This is a genomic window from Rhizobium sp. CF122 (genome assembly GCF_000282035.1).
Classification (GTDB): Bacteria; Pseudomonadota; Alphaproteobacteria; order Rhizobiales; family Rhizobiaceae; genus Rhizobium.
This window is the reverse complement of record NZ_AKKA01000089.1, coordinates 1-17,904: the sequence shown is the minus strand read 5'-3', so window position 1 is coordinate 17,904 and position 17,904 is coordinate 1. Positions and strand designations below refer to the sequence as shown.

Sequence of the window (17,904 nt, the reverse complement as noted above, 5' to 3'; positions counted from 1 at the left end):
CGTCATGGGCGGCATCCTTCGACTTCCGTTTCACGGAACGGCGAGAACGACGCACCCTCCGATCCTTGCGGTGTGCGCGGTCCTGCTCGGTCCCTTCATGGTCGGATTCCACAGCCGCCTGTTCGGAACCGGCCTCGTCGATCTGCGCGGAGAGTTCGGTCTCGGCGTCGACGAAGGCGCATGGTTGAGCACGCTCGCGACGGCGCCCCAGATCGTGCTCGCACCCGCCGTGGCCTGGCTCGCAGCAGCCTATGGCATCCGCCGCGTCATGGTCGGTCCGGCGCTCCTGTACGCGTTAGTTTCGCTGATGATTCCGTTCGCACGGGGCTTCGAGACCCTGGCGCTCCTTCATATCGTCCACGGCATGCTGCTCGGCGTCTTCGTTCCCGCGACGCTGATGATCATCTTCAAGAACCTGCCGATGAAATGGTGGATATCGGCGATCGCGATCTACGCGTTCCGTGGTGCGTTCACGGCGAATTCGGGGACGGCCCTGGTGGACTTCTACGTGCAGCATCTCGGATGGCAGTTCATGTACTGGCAGGACGTCGTGCTCGCACCAATCCTGGCGCTGCTTGCCTTCGGTGGGGCTCCTTACGAGCCCGTGAATCGCGAGCTCGTCCGCCGGGCGGACTGGGGTGGGATGCTGTTTCTCGGCTCCGGGATGGCGCTAATATTCGTGGCAGTGGATCAAGGCAATCGACTCGACTGGTTCGCCAACGGCTTCGTCATCGCGTCCCTTGCAGGCGGATTGCTGCTCGTCGTCGCTTTCTTCGTCAACGAGCTTCTCGTCGCGCATCCGTGGGCGAGCATCGGGGCGATCGGGGTGCGGAACGTCGTGCTGCTGCTCTCGATCGCGCTGCTTTACCTGATGAGCGGTCTGTCGAATACGAGCCTGATCCCGAACTATCTCGCGACCGTCGCAGGGCTTCGTCCGGAACAGATCGGCCAGACGCTGCTCTATTGGACGTGCATTCCGCTGCTCGTCATGACGCCGATTGCCGTGTGGGCGCTGCATCGCACCGACGGGCGGTTCTTGCTGTTCATCGGCCTGTGCTGCTTCGCGGCGGCGGCGCTCATCGGAACTGGTCTGACGGGCGACTGGAGCGGCGACAATTTCCGGACAATGTGTGTGCTTCAAGGTGTCGGACACATACTCACGTTCCTTCCGATCATCGTTCTCACGGTCGCGAACGGCGATCCCAAGAAGGCGATCGCGGTCGCCGCCTACATCCAGGTGATCAGGCTGCTCGGCACGCAGACGGCGCAGGCCCTGATGACGACCTATCTGCGCAAGAGTGAGCAGTTGCATTCCTACCTGACCGGGCTCAACGTCGAACGCGGTTCGGAAGCGTCGGTATCCGCGCTGGCGGCGCTCTCCCAGAAGATGGCGAGCGCGGGACAGGCGATCGCGCAGAGCCGCGGTCTGACGGTGCTGGGGCAGCATGTGCAGAAGCAGGCAAACGTATTGTCCTTCATCGACGCCTTCTGGCTGACGTTCTTCTGCGCCGTCGGCGGCCTCGTCATCCTGGCCTTCGTCACCAAGGCGCCGAAAGGGCCACTCACGGCGTAGCATCTGGCGATGATACAACGCGAAGGAACCTGTCTCCGGCTTTTCTGCATATTGGAGGATCACGACGTGACGGATCAAAAGCCCAGGCTGATCGGGCTGAACCACATCGCTCTCAAAGTGGGCGACGTCGAGGAGGCATTGCAGGTGTTGCCTGACGCGTCCTCGATTTCCGTCAATCTGCCGCCCAGGGGTAAAGATGTTGCTTTGATGCCCTTAGAAGGCTCAGGCGCAGAGCTATGGCGGAAAAAATGCAAAACCTCCACCCGCAGGCGCAGACCTACGCGGGCTTACCAGTACGCTCTGTTACCTATGTCTTCGGTATGGACAAAGAATTTTTTTGGCGCACCCGACAGGATTCGAACCTGTGACCTTTGGAATCGGAATCCAACACTCTATCCAGCTGAGCTACGGGTGCATGCCTGAGGCGTTTGAATCGCCTGTCCGATGCGTGGTTCTTAGCCTAGCTTCTCGCTGGCTTCAATCTACAAAATGAAAAGTCCGCCGTTCTTGCGGGCGGCGGACTTTTAAATCTCACGTCTGGGGGTCAGACCTGCATGGCGCCAGGGCCAGGGATGGCCTTCGGCGGCACCTTGCCGAGGATGATCATGCCGAGCACTTCATCCTTGGTGACGTCCTCGGTGCGGGCGTGGCCGACGACCTGGCCGTTCTTCATCACCGAGACGCGGTCGGCGAGATCGAAGACGTCGTGGATGTCGTGGCTGATCAGGAAGATGCCGATGCCTTCCTTTTTCAGCTGCTTGATCAGCTCGCCGACCTGCGCCGTTTCCTGCGGACCAAGAGCGGCCGTCGGCTCGTCCATGATCAGGATGCGGGCGTTAAAGAGGATAGCGCGAGCGATCGCCACCGATTGCCGCTGGCCGCCGGAGAGCGCCTTCACGGGCTCCTTGAAGCGACGGAAATTGGGGTTGAGACGCCCCATCACCTCGCGCGCGGAGGCTTCCATGGCGACGTCGTCCAGCGTGCCCCAGGGGGTACGCAGCTCGCGGCCGAGATAGAGGTTGGCGGCGGCGTCGACGTTATCGGCGACGGCGAGCGTCTGGTAGATCGTCTCGATGCCGTACTTCTTCGCATCGCGCGGATTGCGGATGTCGGCCGGCTCGCCGTTGATCAGGATCTCGCCGCTGTCACGCTTGTAGGCGCCCGAGAGGATCTTGATCAGCGTCGACTTGCCGGCGCCGTTATGGCCGAGAAGCGCGACGACCTCGCCGGGGTAGAGATCGACGGAAGCGTTGTCCACGGCGTGGATACCGCCGAAGGAGATCGAGATGTTCTTGAGTTCCACAAGAGGAGCGTTCTGGTTCTGGGGAGTGCGTTGATCAGTCATATCTAGGACTCCTCTTACTTGGCACGCGAACGATAGACAGTGTCGAGCCAGACGGCGACGACCAGCACCGCACCGACGACGACGCTCTGCAGCGGCGTGTCGACATGGGCAAGTACCATCCCTGACTGCAGCGACTGCATCACGAGTGCGCCGAGCATAGCGCCGGCGATCGTGCCGGTACCGCCGGCCAGTGAGGTGCCGCCGATGACGGCTGCGGCGATCGTATACAGTTCGTCCAACGTACCTTGAGCATTGGTGGCGGCGTTGAGGCGGGCGGTCGAAATCGCTGCCGCGACGGCGGCGAGCATGCCCATCAGCGCGAAGATGCGGACAGTGACCCAGCGGGTCTTGATACCGGCAAGTTCTGCCGCCTCAGGATTTCCGCCGATCGCGAAGACGTAACGGCCAAAGCGCAGGCGGGTGGCGATGAAGGTCATGATGATGCCGACGATGATTGCGATCAGAACCGGCACGGCAATGCCGTAGGGGATATCTAGGCCGGTTTCGGGCCACGGAATGTTGTTCGCCTCGGCGTACCTCTTGGCGATATTGATCGGCCAGTAATAGCTGTTGGCGATCCAGACGGCGCCGAGGATCAACACGCAGGAGAGCGCCGACAGGAAGTACTCGGCCCAGACCGGGCGCCGCGGGAAGCCGAAGCGTTTGCGCTGGCGGCGCGAGTTCAGGATGCTGCCGATGACGAAAAGGCAGGCGAGCACGCCAACGATCCAGCTCCAGGTAGCGCCGATCGAGCCTTCGGCACCGCCGCCCATGATGCGAAAGGTCTGGTCCATCGGGGCAACCGTCTGGCCGCTGGTGACGAGCCAGGTGGCGCCGCGCCAGACGAGCAGACCGCCGAGCGTCACGATGAAGGAGGGAACGTTCAGGAAGGCGATGATGAGGCCCTGGAAGGTACCGATCAGTGCGCCGGCGATGAGGCCGACGATCAGCGTGACGATCCAGGTGAAAGGGCTATCGAAGCCGATGAATTCGGGCAGGATTTTCGCCTGCGTGACGCCCATGATCATGGCGCAGAGGCCAAGCACGGAGCCGACCGAGAGGTCGATATTGCGCGTCACGATAATGAGAACCATCCCGGTCGTCATGATCGCGATGTCGGTTGTCTGAACCGAAAGGTTCCACAGGTTTCTCGGCGTCAGAAACAGCCCGCCGGTGACGATGTGAAAGCCGATCCAGATGATAAGCAGCGCACCGATCATACCGAGAAGGCGCGTGTCGATTTCGGTCGCGCGGAAGAAGCGGCTGACGAGGTTGCCCTCAGCCATGCTCGGTCCGCTTGAAGTTGTGGATTTTACCATTTCGGCCATGGGTTTGCCGTTCCCCCACTGTTTGGACGTTTGATCCGCTTCGCATCACGTCGATGCCGGCGGCGTCGCCCCGTTCTTGTACTGACCATCGCCGTGCTTCCGAATTTCGGTCGCTCTGTCCCGCGACATGAAACCGGCAGGGAATCAAGGCCGCGATGGTTGGGTGAGGCGGATAGACCATCGATAAACGGTTCCAATCCGCATCCGGCGCCGCAACGGTTTCAGCCGTTGCGGCGCCGGCAATCTATGCCTTGCGACCGTCGATTAGTCGCAAGCCTTGACGCTGCCGGCCTTGACGCCTTGGCAAGCTTCAGCCTTGGAGATCCAGCCGGCATCGATGACGACGTTCAGGTTGTCCTTGGTGATCGGAAGCGGCTTCAGGAAGACCGACTCCATCGGAACGCCCTTGGCGCCACCCTTGAAGGTCTGAACGCCTTCGATCTCGTTCATCTTCTTGCCGGCAGCGAGGTCGAGCGCGACTTCGGCGGCGCGCTTGCCGAGTTCGCGTGAGTCTTTCCAGACGGAGACCGTCTGTGTGCCGAGCGCAACGCGATTGAGAGCGGCTTTGTCGGCGTCCTGACCGGAAACCGGTACGGAGCCGGCGAGGCCCTGCGCGTCGAGGGCTGCGATGGCGCCACCGGCGGTGCCGTCGTTCGAAGCAACAACGGCATCAACCTTGTTGTTGTTCGCCGTCAGGAACTGCTCCATGTTGCGCTGTGCGTTCTCTGGCAGCCAGCCGTCGGTGTAGGCTTCGCCAACGTTCTTGATCTTGCCGGCATCCACGGCGGCCTTCAGCACTTCCATCTGGCCCGAGAACAGGAAGTCCGCGTTCGGGTCGGACGAAGAGCCCTTGATGAAGACATAGTTGCCTTCCGGCTTCACCTTGAACACGCCTTCAGCCTGCAGACGACCAACTTCCTTGTTGTCGAAGGTGATGTAGAAGGCAGCCGGGTTTTCGATCAGACGGTCGTAACCGACGACCGGGATGCCTTCAGCGGCGGCCTTTTCGATGGCCGGGCCGATGGCGTCGCTATCCTGAGCGAGGATGATGAGTGCATTCGCGCCCTGCGAAATCAGCGATTCAACGTCGGTCAGCTGCTTTGCGGCAGACGACTGGGCGTCAGCGGAGATGTACTTGGCGCCCTTGGCTTCCAGTGCCTTCTTGATGGCAGCTTCGTCCGTCTTCCAGCGCTCTTCCTGGAAGTTCGACCAGGAAACGCCAACGACGAGATCGGCAGCCATGGCGGCAGTGTGGACCGACACGAGGATGGCCGCCCCGGCCATCAGCTTCAAAATTGACTTCATAATTATCCTCCCGAGTGAGTTGCGGCCAGCCCCAGCCAGTGGTTCCTCCGGCCGCCGCGGTTCGCTGACGAGAAGTTCCAATTATTTTCTCGACAGTCGAGAAATTTAGTGTCAGAGATTTTTTCAACTGTCAACACCGCACTATCAGCTTCGTTTCCGTTGCGGAAAACTGCTGGAGATGCTGTGTGAACGAGGGCGGAATGCGAGGGGGAGAGGGCCGGCATATATGCTGACCAAGTCGAGCACGGAATTGGTCCGGCAGCGAAATAGCGTCCTCGTGCTCGCCGCGCTTCGAAGACATGGCGCGTTGGCGCATACGGAGATTTCCGAATTTACGAAGCTTTCCTCGGCGACGATCTCGGCGATCACCGCCGATCTGGAAAAAGCGCATATCATCGAGAAATCCGAACACCAGGCAACGAGCGGGAGAGGGCGTCCGCGCGTGCTGTTTCGGCAACGGCGCGACTGCGGCTACCTTGTCGTCGTGATCATTTCATCGGATGGCGTCCAGTATTCGCTCGTCGACTATGCCGGCAGGCTCATCGACCGGTTCAGCGAGGAAAGGTCGCACGATCCCGCCGGTGCCGAGCGGTTTATTGCCTCCATCAGGGAGGGGCTTGCACGCATTCTTTCACGCTCAAAGCTTTCCCAGGAAAAAGTGCTGCTGATATCGATCAGCAGCAAAGGTCTCGTGCATGCAACGGACCCCGTGCTGGTGTGGTCTCCGATTTTCGGCAGCAATCAGATCGACTTTGAATCGGCATTACGGCCGGACTGGCAGGCCAAGATCATTCTCGGCAACGAGACGCAGCTGGTTGCGGCGGCGCTCGGCGCGCATGAGGAAAATACCAGGCCAGCGGAATTCCGCTCGCTGGCGGCGTTGTCGCTCGGACATAGCATCGGCCTCGGCATCGTTCGGCGCACGGGGCAGGGGGAGCGTGAGATCTCGGCGCCGAATTTCGGCCATATGCTGCATATGGCAAACGGAGGCCTTTGTCGCTGTGGAAGCAGGGGGTGCATCGAGGCCTATGCCGGATTCTATGCCATTTTGCGCATGGCCTTCGAAGTGCCGCTCGACACGATCCCGGCCAAGTTCGTGCCGGTCGTCGAGCTCGACAAGATCGCCGCGCGAGCGCGCCAGGGGCATCGCATGTCCGCTTTTGCGTTCAGGCAGGCCGGTATCGCACTCGGAAACGGGCTTTCGCGTCTCCTCAGCCTGACGGAGCGTATGCCGATCGCGATCACCGGTCCGGGAACGCGCTACTACGATCTGTTGCGACAAGGGATCGAGGAAGGGCTTGGCCAAGCGCATGTCGTGCGAATGGAAGGGATGCCGGAGATCCGCGTCGTACCTGACGAATCGATCCTCGTCTTCGAGGGGCATCTGGACAGGGCATTGTCAGTAATCGATCAGGAGCTGGTTCTGTCCGGCATTCAGGGATCGGACTAGCCGTGCGTCCCGCGCAGCATAGCAATGAAACGAGAAATGGCCGGGCAGGGACCCGGCCATTTCACAGGTGGCTTTCGGTCGGGAGAGGGCCGTCAGCCAATCTTGATGAGTTTGCCTTCCTTGACGGACTGCACGGCAGCATCGGCAAGCGCCAGAGCAGCGAGGCCATCGGCGCCGGACGGCGTAATCTTCGCGCCCTTCTCGATCGCGGCGATGAAGCTCGCGATCTCGTTGGCATAGGCTTCGGTGTAGCGGGTCATGAAGAAGTCGTGCAGCGGCGGGCGGGTGTAGCCGTCGCCGTTGGCAACCTCGATCGACACTGGGCGCTGGTTTTCGGCGGCGACCATGCCCTTCGAGCCATGCACTTCGATGCGCTGGTCGTAGCCATAGGTCGCGCGGCGCGAGTTGGAGATGATCGCCTGCTTGCCGGACTTGGTCTGCAGGATCACCGAAACGCTGTCGTAGTCGCCGGCTTCGCCGATCGCCTTGTCGACGAGGACCGCGGCAGTGGCGCTGACGGCAACCGGCTCCTCACCAAGCAGGAAGCGGGCCATGTCGAAGTCATGGATCGTCATGTCGCGGAAGATGCCGCCCGAACGCTTGATGTAATCGACCGGCGGAGCGCCCGGATCGCGCGAGGTGATGGTCACCATTTCGACGTCGCCGATTCGGCCGTCATCGATCGTCTTGCGAACGGCCATGAAGTGCGGGTCGAAACGGCGGTTGAAGCCGACCATCAGCTTGGCCTTGGTCTCGTCGACGACCTTGATGCAGGCCTTGACGCGGGCAACGTCGAGATCGATCGGCTTTTCGCAGAAGATGGCCTTGCCGGCGCGCGCGAAGCGCTCGATCAGATCGGCATGGGTGTCGGTAGGGGTGCAGATGACGACAGCATCGATATCCTTGGCGGCTTCGATCGCCTCGATTGTGCGGACCTCGCAGCCGTAGGCGGATGCGATCGCTTCGGCTGCCTGCGGGAACGCGTCGGCGACGGCAACGAGCTTGGCGTTGGCATCGCCGCTGACGGCCTTCGCATGAACCTTGCCGATGCGGCCGGCGCCGAGAAGACCAAATCTGACTGTCATGAGAACCTCCCTTGGATTCGGAACAAATGAACCGAATTGCATCTAATGTGGAATTTTCATTCCATTTTATGTCCGCCGCGTCAAGCCGGCGCTCTTTCACATTTTCAGAATCCACCTTAAAGACGTGTGACAATTCAGCTATGGGAATGAGATGCAACTGATCGATCCACAACATCCGGCCTATCGCCCGCTTTGGGTTCGCATCCTGATTGTAGCCGTTTGCTTCGGCTGGGCGCTGGTCGAAATCATCACCGGCGATCCATTCTGGGCCGTCCTGTCGGGCGGTGCCGGTGTCTACGCGGTCTACATGCTGTTCTGGACCTACAAGCCGCAGTCGGCGCAGACCGCCACGCCGCCATCGACCGATAACGACGACGACGAGGAAGACAAGGAAAACAAGAAGGACGTGCACTAGTCAGCGGGCAATGCGGCGCAGTGCCTGGTCGATCAGCAGATTGGCTGTGGTCATCCGCTTCGTCGCGTTCTCACGGAACAGCGGGTCAACGCGATCTGGATGGTTCTTCTTGGCAAAGGCGCGCCGTTTCACGCTGAGACTTTGCACCGTATCGCGCGCTGAAATATCCAATTCGGCGGCGATGTCTTCTGCTGTGATGCGTGCAAGATAATCCGGCATCACCGGCTCGGGCTCCGGTTCAGGAGGCGGCAGGGGCTCGGCCACCGTCTCCGGAGGGATGAATTCCAGTGTCTCGAAATACGCCTGGTCGGGCCGTGCTGACGATACCGAGACCCCTTCCATGACGTTGAAAGCGAGTCCAGTGTTGAGACCGCTCACACGGGCCGAAGCGGGCGCATCCTGTTCGACAGTCTCGTCCTCCGCTTTCAGGCGGTCGAGCACGGACTGGAACACCGATTGGCTGAACAGCATGATTGCCCTCCTTTGGCGGCGGGCATTAGATGCGAGCAAAATGGTGCAAAGCTTGTCAGCCCGCGGCCGCTTTCTTGCTCTCGGCCAGTACTAGGTCATAAAGGAGCCGCGCGCTCGGGGGGAGCGCCCGCTCCTTCACCGTGATCAGGCTGTAGGGCCTGACATTGATCTCGAAATCGATCGGCAATACCCGCACATCCGACGCCTTCGACTTGTGGGTCGCCAGGAACTGCGCGACGTCAAGCGCGATCGGAGCGATTGCATCCGTCTGGCAAACCGTCGCGCAGGTGAGCAGTAGCGACGAGGTGTTGACGATATTTTCCGGCAGCGGCACGCCGCGAGACAGGAACAAGTCCTCGATCGTCCGGCGCAGCAGCGTCCCCGCCGGCTGGAAGACCCAATCATATCGTGGGAGGTCCTCGAGGGAGGCGACCTTCTTCTTCAGCAACGGATGGCCTCCCCGCACGATCAGGCAAGCCTTCTCCACGCCGATCTCCTGGACCTGGAACAAGCGCGGATTAAGATCGTCGGGAATGCGGCTGATAATGAAGTCGTGCCGGGCGGCCAGCAGTTCGCGGGCGAGCACGTTGCTCGTTTCGACCTGTATGGTCACCTCGATGCCGGGCAGGGCGGTTCTAACCCGCTTGATCGCCGGTACCACAAGGCTCATGGCCGGCGCGGTAACCGCGCCGATGAAGACGGCGCCGCCCTTTCCCGTCTTCAGTTCGGCAATCTCGCGGCCGGCCTCGCGAAGTTCCAGCATGATCTTGCGCGCCCGTCTGGCAAGCGCCTGTCCGAAGGTCGTCAGTACGACGCCGCGCGCCACTCGCTCATAAAGCGGTGTCTTAACGATCGACTCCATTTCCGACAGGATTCGTGATGCCGCCGGCTGCGAAATGTTCAGCACCTCGGCGGCGGCTGAAATTTGGCCGCTATCTTCGATTGCGACGATCATCCGCAGGTGATTCAGTTTAAGCCCCGATCTCAAAAAGGCGTCGTCACCGAAAATATCGGTATGAATGTCCACATTGGCATCGGTCTGCGGGTCTGAAATGAACGCCATGGTTGCGGCCTCCCAACCGCGCTCCATCAAAAGTAATACTTTTTAACGATATACCAAAATTGTTATGCACTTTGCCAGTTATTCTATTTGACAGTTATAGGAATCCATACCAGTTTGCCGCCGTGTGCTGGTTGGCACTCAACACGTGTGAGAGCGTGGAGGAGACCTACTTCGTTTCTCACCATCTGAAGTAATTATCCAAGACGGAACCTGCCACAGTTTCGGAGCGGGCGATTTTTCGTCCGTGCGTTTATTAACTAAGGGAGAGAGAGATATGAAATCCATTATCTCGTTGATGGCAGCGGCGGCCTTTGGCGTCGCTTCGTTCGTAATGCCGGCTATGGCAGCCGACAAGGGGACTGTCGGCATTGCAATGCCCACGAAGTCGTCCGCTCGCTGGATCGATGACGGTAACAACATCGTCAAGCAGCTCCAGGAAGCTGGCTACAGCACCGACCTGCAGTACGCCGACGACGACATTCCGAACCAGCTGTCTCAAATTGAGAACATGGTCACGAAGGGCGTTAAGGTTCTCGTCATCGCCGCTATCGACGGCACGACGCTTTCCGACGTTCTCCAGAAGGCTCACGACGCAGGCATCAAGGTCATCGCTTACGACCGCCTGATCCGCGATTCGGGCAACGTCGACTACTACGCGACGTTCGACAACTTCAAGGTCGGCGTTCTGCAGGCAACTTCCATTGTTGATGCCCTCGGCCTTAAGGATGGTAAGGGTCCGTTCAACATCGAGCTCTTCGGTGGTTCGCCGGACGACAACAACGCCTTCTTCTTCTATGACGGCGCGATGTCGGTTCTGCAGCCTTACATCGACAGCGGCAAGCTCGTCGTGAAGTCCGGCCAGACCGGCATGGACAAGGTCGGCACGCTGCGCTGGGATGCGGCAACGGCCCAGGCTCGTATGGATAACCTGCTCTCGGCTAACTACACCGACGCGAAGGTCAATGCAGTTCTGTCGCCTTACGACGGTCTGTCCATCGGCATCATCTCGTCGCTGAAGGGCGTTGGCTACGGCACCCCGGACCAGCCGCTCCCGGTCGTTTCCGGCCAGGACGCTGAAGTTCCGTCGGTCAAGTCGATCATCGCTGGCGAGCAGCACTCCACGATCTTCAAGGACACCCGCGACCTCGCAAAGGTTACCGTCGGCATGGTCAACGCTCTGATGGAAGGCAAGGAGCCTGAAGTCAACGACACCAAGACCTACGACAACGGTGTCAAGGTTGTTCCGTCCTACCTGCTGACCCCGGTCGCAGTTGACAAGACCAACTACGAGAAGATCCTCGTCGAAGGCGGTTACTACAAGGCTGATCAGCTGAAGTAATAATTGTACCAAGTTGGCCGGAATCCGCTGCTTGCGGGTTCCGGTCTTCAATTTTATGATCGCCGCGCCCCTTTTGGCTGCTGGCGCTGGATTATGACCATGGACAATACAATCCTCGAAATGCGGAACATCACCAAGACGTTCCCAGGCGTAAAGGCGCTTGAGAATGTGAACCTCAAGGTTCGACAGGGTGAGATCCACGCATTGGTGGGTGAAAACGGGGCCGGAAAGTCGACCCTGATGAAAGTTCTCTCCGGCGTTTACCCGGCCGGAACCTACGACGGCGACATTGTCTACGAAGGCGACGTCCGTCATTTCAAGGCACTCAAGGACTCCGAAGAAATCGGCATCGTCATCATTCACCAGGAACTGGCGCTGGTGCCGCTCCTGTCGATCGCCGAAAATATCTTCCTCGGCAACGAAGTCGCCCAGAACGGCATCATCAAGTGGCAGGAAGCCTTCAAGCGCACGAAAGAGCTGCTGAGCAAGGTCGGCCTCAAGGAGTCGCCGGAAACGCTCGTCACCGACATCGGCGTCGGCAAGCAGCAGCTGGTCGAAATCGCCAAGGCGTTGTCGAAGAGCGTAAAGCTGCTGATCCTCGACGAGCCCACGGCTTCGCTCAACGAAAAGGATTCCGACGCGCTGCTGGAACTCCTGATCGAGTTCCGCAACCAGGGCCTGACGTCGATCATCATCACGCACAAGCTCAACGAAGTGCGCAAGGTCGCCGACCAGATCACGGTTCTGCGCGACGGCATGACGGTGAAGTCGCTCGACTGTCAGACCGAAGAGATCAGCGAAGACATCATCATCAAGAACATGGTGGGCCGCGAGCTCGCCGATCGTTATCCGCCGCGCTCAGTGCCGATCGGCGAGACGATCCTCGAGGTGAAGAACTGGAACGCTTATCACCAGCATCACCGGGACCGCCAGGTTCTGCACGACATCAACGTCACCGTCCGCAAGGGCGAAGTGGTCGGTATCGCGGGCCTGATGGGCGCCGGTCGCACCGAATTTGCGATGAGCCTGTTCGGCAAGTCCTACGGACACAAGATCCATGGCGACGTGTCCATGCACGGCAAGCCGGTGGATGTCAGCACCGTTCGCAAGGCGATCGATGCCGGTCTTGCCTATGTGACTGAAGACCGCAAGCATCTCGGGCTCGTGCTCGGCGAGAACATCGTTCACAACACGACGCTCGCCAATCTGGCCGGCGTGTCGAGCGCCACGGTTATTGACAGTATCAAGGAATCGAAGGTCGCATCGGACTACCGCTCGAAGCTGCGCATCCGCAGCTCCAGCATCTTCCAGGAAGCGGTCAATCTCTCGGGCGGCAATCAGCAGAAGGTCGTGCTGTCGAAGTGGTTGTTCTCCGATCCTGACGTTTTGATCCTCGACGAACCCACACGCGGTATCGATGTCGGTGCAAAATACGAAATCTATACTATCATCAACCAGCTCGCCGCCGACGGCAAAGGCGTTCTGATGATCTCATCGGAAATGCCGGAACTGCTTGGCACGTGCGACCGCATCTACGTCATGAATGAAGGACGTATCGTGGCGGAACTGCCAAAGGGAGAGGCGAGCCAAGAAACCATCATGCGCGCTATCATGCGCTCAGGGGAGAAGAAACAATGACTCCGGTCAACCCTTCAGCCACCGAGGAAAGTAACGTCGTATCTGTTGCCGACTATATCAGGGGCAATATCCGCGAATATGGCATGCTTATCGCGCTCGTCGCGATCATGGTCTTCTTCCAGTTTTATACCGGTGGTATTCTCTTCAAGCCGGTCAACCTGACGAACCTCGTTCTGCAGAACTCCTTCATCGTCATTATGGCGCTTGGCATGCTGCTCGTCATCGTGGCCGGTCACATCGACCTCTCGGTTGGCTCGATCGTCGCCTTCGTCGGTGCTGTTGCCGCAATCATGACCGTCACCTGGCAAATGAATTTTGTGGTGGCGGGCATCCTGTGCTTGATCATCGGCGGTCTGATCGGTGCTGCCCAAGGTTACTGGATTGCGTATCACCGCATCCCGTCCTTCATCGTTACGCTGGCGGGTATGCTCGTCTTCCGTGGCCTCACGTTGTTTGTGCTCGGCGGCAAGAACATCGGCCCGTTCCCGAAGGACTTTCAGGTCATCTCGACCGGCTTCCTACCGGGCACGATGATCGATGTCGCTGGTGTTCCGCTGCATTCCACGTCCCTGATCTTGACGCTTGCCATTACTGTTGTCCTTTTCTATCTCGCTTGGCGCCGCCGCAAGGTCAACGAGAGCCATGGTATCGATGTCGAGCCGACGAGCTTCTTCATCGCGCAGAACGCCGTCCTGTCGCTGGCAATCCTGTTTCTCGGCTATCAGCTTTCGAGCTACAAGGGCCTGCCGAACGTTCTCGTCGTCATGCTCGTGTTGATCGCGGCCTACGCCTTCGTAACGCGCCGCACGACAATCGGTCGCCGCATTTACGCCATGGGCGGCAACGAGAAGGCAACCAAGCTCTCGGGTATCAACACCGAGCGCCTGAGCTTCTACACCTTCGTCAACATGGGTGTCCTGGCTGGCCTCGCGGGCATGATCATCGCGGCTCGCCTGAACTCGGCGACCCCGAAGGCGGGCGTCGGCTTCGAGCTTGACGTTATCGCGGCCTGCTTCATCGGCGGTGCCTCGGCATCCGGCGGCGTTGGCAAGATCACCGGTGCTGTCATCGGCGCCTTCATCATGGGTGTCATGAACAACGGCATGTCGATCGTCGGCCTCGGCATCGACTTCCAGCAGATGGTCAAGGGACTGGTGCTTCTCGCTGCCGTCTTCTTCGACGTCTACAACAAGAACAAGGGCTAAGCGCTCCGGCGCTGCGCACGCATTCGCAGTCATGTGAACTTACCAATCCGGCTCCTTTGAGAGCCGGATTGGCGGAGCATTTTCCGCGCTATCGAAAAAAGGATGAAGACCGTGCTCATTTCGCAGATCAAGGGTTCGAACGGAGAGATCATTGTCGCCGTGCGCGAGCCGGGCGGTACCGCGAAAGCCGTCAAGAATGCCGGCAGCGTCTATGCGCTGGCCATGGAAGCCGCAAACGGCGGCAAGTCGCTGGTTTCGGTGATCGAAGCGCATGGCTACGGCGATGCGGTCGATCTCGAAAAGGCTTATGCCGAGGGCCGCTTCCTGCCGCCGATGACGCATCCCGATGCGGCGCACCTGCACCTGACGGGCACGGGCCTCACCCACCTGGGCTCGGCCGCCACGCGCGACTCCATGCACAAGAAGACCTCCGAGGCGGCTGAAGAGACGCTCACCGACTCGATGAAGATGTTTAAGATGGGCCTCGAGAACGGCAAGCCGAAAGCCGGCGAGAAGGGCGTCCAGCCCGAGTGGTTCTACAAGGGCAACGGCTACGGTTCGGCGGCCCCCGGCACGCCGCTCGTTTCCCCGTCCTTTGCGCTTGATGGCGGCGAAGAGCCTGAAATGGCGGGCATCTATGTCATCGCGGAAGACGGTACTCCGTTCCGCATCGGTTTTGCGCTGTCGAACGAGTTCTCCGATCACGTCACGGAGCGGATCAACTACCTCTACCTCGCGCACTCCAAGCTGCGCCCGGCAAGCTTCGGTCCGGAAATCCGCATCGGCGTGGCGCCGGAAGACATCCGCGGCACCTCGCGCATCAAGCGCGGCGACAAGGTGATCTTCGAAAAGCCCTTCCTGTCGGGCGAGGCGAACATGTCGCACACCTTTGCCAATCTCGAATATCATCACTTCAAGTACGGCCTGTTCCGTGTGCCCGGCGATGTCCACGTTCACATGTTCGGAACGGCGACGCTCTCCTTCGCGGAAGGCATCAAGGCGGAAGAGGGCGATGTCTTCGAAATCGAAGTCGCCGAGTTTGGCCTGCCGCTGCGCAACCCTCTGAAGATTGCCGCCGAAGAAGAGATTGCCGTCAAGCAGCTCTGATTTCGCAAGGCCCGGCCGCTTCGGCGGCCGGACCGTTTCTATAGAACGGTGAAGGAGGCCTAATCAGCCCATGACCATTTATCAGAACCTCATTGCCGGCGAATGGGTCGGCTCGGACGCGACCAAGAACATCAATCCGTCGGACACCAACGAGGTCGTCGGCCTTTATGCGGACGGTACGGCCGAAGACACGAAGAATGCGATTGCCGCCGCCAAGGCAGCCTTTCCTGCCTGGTCGCGTTCGGGCATCTGGGAGCGCCACGTCATCCTGAAGAAGGCCGGCGACGAGATCATGGCCCGCAAGGACGAGCTCGGCGCCCTGCTTGCCCGCGAAGAGGGCAAGACGCTTCCCGAAGCGATCGGCGAGACCGTTCGTGCGTCGCAGATTTTTGAATTTTTCGCTGGCGAAGCATTGCGCCTTGCAGGCGAGGTCATCCCGTCGGTTCGCCCCAACATTGGCGTCGAGATCACCCGCGACCCGCTCGGCGTGATCGGCATCATCACGCCCTGGAATTTTCCGATCGCGATTCCTGCCTGGAAGATCGCGCCGGCGCTCTGCTATGGCAACACGATTGTCTTCAAGCCGGCGGAACTCGTTCCGGCCTGCTCCTGGGCAATCGTCGACATCCTGCACCGTGCCGGCCTGCCGAAGGGCGTACTCAACCTCGTCATGGGGAAGGGTTCGGTTGTCGGCCAGGCGATGCTCGACAGTCCTGATGTCGCGGGCATCACGTTTACCGGTTCCACCGGCACGGGCCGCCGCGTCGCGGCCGCCTCGATCGAGCATAACCGCAAGTTCCAGCTGGAAATGGGCGGCAAGAACCCGATGGTCGTCCTCGACGATGCCGATCTCACCGTCGCCGTCGAAGCGGCCGCCAATTCCGGCTTCTTCTCTACCGGCCAGCGCTGCACTGCGTCTTCGCGGTTGATTGTCACCGAAGGCATCCACGACAAGTTTGTTGCCGCGCTGACGCAAAAGCTGGAGACGCTCGTCGTCGACAACGCGCTGAAGCCTGGCACGCACATCGGGCCGGTCGTCGATGAAAGACAGTTGAAGACCGATACGGACTATATCGAGATCGGCAGACAAGAAGGCGCGAAACTCGCCTTCGGCGGCGAACTCATCACCCGCGAGACGCCCGGCTTCTATCTGCAGCCGACGCTGTTTACGGAAGCCACGAACCAGATGCGTATCAGCAGGGAGGAAATCTTCGGTCCTGTTGTATCGGTCATCCGCGTCAAGGACTACGAAGAGGCGCTGGCGACCGCCAACGACACGCCGTTCGGCCTGTCAGCCGGCATCGCCACGACGAGCCTCAAGCACGCCACGCATTTCAAGCGTAACTCCGAAGCCGGCATGGTGATGGTCAACCTGCCGACCGCGGGCGTCGACTTCCACGTTCCCTTCGGCGGCCGCAAGGGTTCATCCTATGGCCCGCGCGAGCAGGGCAAGTACGCGGCGGAGTTCTACACGACCGTCAAGACAGCTTATACGCTGGCCTAACCACGGCCCAAAACGATCCGAGCCGCCCTGCGGCGGCTCGGCCAGATCTCGATACAGAGTTCTTCCGAGGCCCGCCGCTCAGCTCTGGCTCTGCATCTGTCCCTGATCTTCTACCTTGACGACGACCGAGAGCTTTTCGCCCGGCGTGCCGATGCGCATGCCTGAAACGGGGGCGGCATCGCGGTAGCAGAGGCCGGAGGCTACACGCACATAGCGTGCGTCCGGGCAGATATTGTTGGCCGGGTCGAAGCCGACCCAACCAAGGCCCGCCACGTGCGCTTCGCCCCAGGCGTGGGTCGCTGCCTGCTCAACCTTCTCTTCCATCATCAAGTAACCGGAGACGTAGCGGGCCGGAACGCCGAGGCTGCGTGCGGCGGCCACAAAGATATGAGCGTGATCCTGGCAGACGCCGCTTTTCTTCTCCAGCGCCTGCTCCGCTGTCGTTTCGGTATCGCTCGTCCCGGGCCGGTAGGCTACCATCTCATGAATCCCGGACATCAGCGCATGCATGCGAGCAAGTTCGTTTTCGCCGCTCACGCCTTTGGTCAGCTCCTTGATAAGCTTTCCGGGCTTCGTCCTTGGCGTCTCGCGCAGGAATAGCCAGAGCGGGCAGAAGCCGCTGTGGGGGCCGAGGACGCCGTTTCGATCTTCCGTTTCGACTTCGCCCTCGGCAACGATGCGTGTCGTCCGCTGCTGACCTTCCAGCGAGACGAGGTTGACGTGGTTGCCGAACTGATCGTCGTATTCAACCTCGGGCTTGGCGCCCTCGACATGCAGGGACCAGTTGAGGATCGTTTGTCCGACCACGGTCGGCGGCGTCAGCCGCAGCCGCTGCAGCGAGAAGGCCGACGGCTCTTCATAGTGATATTCGGTGACGTGGCTGATCTTAAGTTTCATGTCGTGCCCGCCTATGCATAGAACCGGTAACCGTCGGATATTTCCATGCCGAGCTGGTTGTTGCGCGTGACGAAATCCTCGAGAAACTCATGCAGGCCCTGATCCATGATCTCCTTGATGGCGCGTGTCTGGAGCGTCTTCCGGATGGCGTCTGCCGTGTCGTGCGCCGGCAGGCGCTC

At 60.2% G+C, this 17,904-nt stretch carries 16 protein-coding genes and 1 tRNA gene; 8 read left to right on the top strand and 9 right to left on the bottom strand.

Going from position 1 to position 17,904, the window contains the following annotated elements; translation table 11 throughout:
• The first annotated feature begins 4 nt into the window (after positions 1 to 4).
• On the top strand, positions 5 to 1,573 hold the full coding sequence (locus tag PMI09_RS23445) for an MFS transporter (protein WP_007800287.1): 1,569 nt from the start codon (positions 5 to 7) through the stop codon (positions 1,571 to 1,573).
• 338 nt (positions 1,574 to 1,911) lie between these two features.
• Here the strand turns inward: PMI09_RS23445 and PMI09_RS23440 are convergent.
• The 4 genes from PMI09_RS23440 to xylF all read right to left on the bottom strand — a co-directional run bounded on the left by PMI09_RS23440 (position 1,912) and on the right by xylF (position 5,551).
• A tRNA-Arg gene (locus tag PMI09_RS23440) sits at positions 1,912 to 1,988 on the bottom strand.
• A 129-nt stretch (positions 1,989 to 2,117) separates the two neighbouring features.
• The gene (locus tag PMI09_RS23435) at positions 2,118 to 2,918 is read right to left on the bottom strand and encodes an ATP-binding cassette domain-containing protein (RefSeq protein WP_007800285.1); all 801 of its coding nucleotides are present in this window, start codon (positions 2,916 to 2,918) and stop codon (positions 2,118 to 2,120) included.
• Between the two features lie 14 nt (positions 2,919 to 2,932).
• On the bottom strand, positions 2,933 to 4,246 hold the full coding sequence (locus PMI09_RS23430) for a sugar ABC transporter permease (protein ID WP_037083901.1): 1,314 nt from the start codon (positions 4,244 to 4,246) through the stop codon (positions 2,933 to 2,935).
• Positions 4,247 to 4,510: 264 nt separating this feature from the next.
• Entirely contained in the window at positions 4,511 to 5,551 is a 1,041-nt protein-coding gene (xylF, locus tag PMI09_RS23425; RefSeq protein ID WP_007800280.1) for a D-xylose ABC transporter substrate-binding protein, read from the bottom strand.
• A gap of 226 nt (positions 5,552 to 5,777) precedes the next feature.
• Here xylF and PMI09_RS23420 point away from each other — a divergent pair, with 226 nt between their 5' ends.
• The gene (locus PMI09_RS23420; RefSeq protein ID WP_007800278.1) at positions 5,778 to 7,001 is read left to right on the top strand and encodes an ROK family transcriptional regulator; all 1,224 of its coding nucleotides are present in this window, start codon (positions 5,778 to 5,780) and stop codon (positions 6,999 to 7,001) included.
• Between the two features lie 92 nt (positions 7,002 to 7,093).
• Here the strand turns inward: PMI09_RS23420 and iolG are convergent, their stop codons facing one another.
• Positions 7,094 to 8,086 (bottom strand): inositol 2-dehydrogenase, encoded by a 993-nt coding sequence (gene iolG, locus PMI09_RS23415; RefSeq protein WP_007800276.1) that lies wholly within the window; start codon positions 8,084 to 8,086, stop codon positions 7,094 to 7,096.
• Positions 8,087 to 8,237: 151 nt separating this feature from the next.
• On the opposite strand from iolG, the gene PMI09_RS23410 reads away from it, so the two are divergent.
• Positions 8,238 to 8,501 carry a hypothetical protein gene (locus PMI09_RS23410; RefSeq protein WP_007800274.1) on the top strand — a complete coding sequence of 88 codons (264 nt, stop codon included), beginning with the start codon at positions 8,238 to 8,240 and terminating at the stop codon, positions 8,499 to 8,501.
• On the opposite strand, the gene PMI09_RS23405 is transcribed toward PMI09_RS23410, so the two are convergent.
• Together PMI09_RS23405 and PMI09_RS23400 are read right to left on the bottom strand one after the other, a co-directional pair.
• A complete protein-coding gene (locus tag PMI09_RS23405) occupies positions 8,502 to 8,972 on the bottom strand; it encodes a hypothetical protein (RefSeq protein ID WP_007800273.1) in 471 nt (156 codons plus the stop codon).
• A gap of 55 nt (positions 8,973 to 9,027) precedes the next feature.
• A complete protein-coding gene (locus PMI09_RS23400) occupies positions 9,028 to 10,035 on the bottom strand; it encodes a LysR family transcriptional regulator (RefSeq protein WP_007800271.1) in 1,008 nt (335 codons plus the stop codon).
• A gap of 274 nt (positions 10,036 to 10,309) precedes the next feature.
• On the opposite strand from PMI09_RS23400, the gene chvE reads away from it, so the two are divergent.
• From chvE to PMI09_RS23375, 5 genes are all read left to right on the top strand, one after another.
• Positions 10,310 to 11,374 (top strand): multiple monosaccharide ABC transporter substrate-binding protein, encoded by a 1,065-nt coding sequence (gene chvE, locus PMI09_RS23395; RefSeq protein WP_007800269.1) that lies wholly within the window; start codon positions 10,310 to 10,312, stop codon positions 11,372 to 11,374.
• 99 nt (positions 11,375 to 11,473) lie between these two features.
• A complete protein-coding gene (gene mmsA, locus PMI09_RS23390; protein ID WP_007800268.1) occupies positions 11,474 to 13,012 on the top strand; it encodes a multiple monosaccharide ABC transporter ATP-binding protein in 1,539 nt (512 codons plus the stop codon).
• Complete coding sequence (mmsB, locus tag PMI09_RS23385; RefSeq protein ID WP_007800267.1) at positions 13,009 to 14,217, top strand: multiple monosaccharide ABC transporter permease; 1,209 nt, start codon at positions 13,009 to 13,011, stop codon at positions 14,215 to 14,217. Before mmsA ends, mmsB begins: the two co-directional genes overlap by 4 nt.
• Positions 14,218 to 14,328: 111 nt before the next feature.
• Positions 14,329 to 15,324, top strand: coding sequence for an AraD1 family protein (araD1, locus tag PMI09_RS23380; RefSeq protein ID WP_007800266.1), 996 nt, complete (start codon positions 14,329 to 14,331; stop codon positions 15,322 to 15,324).
• Positions 15,325 to 15,394: 70 nt separating this feature from the next.
• Positions 15,395 to 16,828, top strand: a complete 1,434-nt coding sequence (locus PMI09_RS23375) for an aldehyde dehydrogenase family protein (RefSeq protein ID WP_007800264.1) — start codon at positions 15,395 to 15,397, stop codon at positions 16,826 to 16,828.
• A gap of 78 nt (positions 16,829 to 16,906) precedes the next feature.
• Here the strand turns inward: PMI09_RS23375 and PMI09_RS23370 are convergent, their stop codons facing one another.
• Both PMI09_RS23370 and PMI09_RS23365 read right to left on the bottom strand, forming a co-directional pair.
• Entirely contained in the window at positions 16,907 to 17,725 is an 819-nt protein-coding gene (locus PMI09_RS23370; protein ID WP_007800262.1) for a transglutaminase family protein, read from the bottom strand.
• A gap of 11 nt (positions 17,726 to 17,736) precedes the next feature.
• A partial coding sequence (locus PMI09_RS23365; RefSeq protein ID WP_007800259.1) for an alpha-E domain-containing protein occupies positions 17,737 to 17,904 on the bottom strand: 168 nt, incomplete at its 5' end.

Excerpts from the sequence above, each read along its gene's own strand:
- chvE (WP_007800269.1), top strand. The coding sequence starts at position 10,310 with ATGAAATCCATTATCTCGTTGATGGCAGCGGCGGCCTTTGGCGTCGCT.
- PMI09_RS23445 (WP_007800287.1), top strand. The coding sequence starts at position 5 with ATGGGCGGCATCCTTCGACTTCCGTTTCACGGAACGGCGAGAACGACG.
- mmsA (WP_007800268.1), top strand. The coding sequence starts at position 11,474 with ATGGACAATACAATCCTCGAAATGCGGAACATCACCAAGACGTTCCCA.
- mmsB (WP_007800267.1), top strand. The coding sequence starts at position 13,009 with ATGACTCCGGTCAACCCTTCAGCCACCGAGGAAAGTAACGTCGTATCT.
- iolG (WP_007800276.1), bottom strand. The coding sequence starts at position 8,086 with ATGACAGTCAGATTTGGTCTTCTCGGCGCCGGCCGCATCGGCAAGGTT.
- PMI09_RS23400 (WP_007800271.1), bottom strand. The coding sequence starts at position 10,035 with ATGGCGTTCATTTCAGACCCGCAGACCGATGCCAATGTGGACATTCAT.
- PMI09_RS23410 (WP_007800274.1), top strand. The coding sequence starts at position 8,238 with ATGCAACTGATCGATCCACAACATCCGGCCTATCGCCCGCTTTGGGTT.
- PMI09_RS23375 (WP_007800264.1), top strand. The coding sequence starts at position 15,395 with ATGACCATTTATCAGAACCTCATTGCCGGCGAATGGGTCGGCTCGGAC.
- PMI09_RS23430 (WP_037083901.1), bottom strand. The coding sequence starts at position 4,246 with ATGGCCGAAATGGTAAAATCCACAACTTCAAGCGGACCGAGCATGGCT.
- PMI09_RS23370 (WP_007800262.1), bottom strand. The coding sequence starts at position 17,725 with ATGAAACTTAAGATCAGCCACGTCACCGAATATCACTATGAAGAGCCG.
- PMI09_RS23405 (WP_007800273.1), bottom strand. The coding sequence starts at position 8,972 with ATGCTGTTCAGCCAATCGGTGTTCCAGTCCGTGCTCGACCGCCTGAAA.
- PMI09_RS23420 (WP_007800278.1), top strand. The coding sequence starts at position 5,778 with ATGCTGACCAAGTCGAGCACGGAATTGGTCCGGCAGCGAAATAGCGTC.
- PMI09_RS23435 (WP_007800285.1), bottom strand. The coding sequence starts at position 2,918 with ATGACTGATCAACGCACTCCCCAGAACCAGAACGCTCCTCTTGTGGAA.
- xylF (WP_007800280.1), bottom strand. The coding sequence starts at position 5,551 with ATGAAGTCAATTTTGAAGCTGATGGCCGGGGCGGCCATCCTCGTGTCG.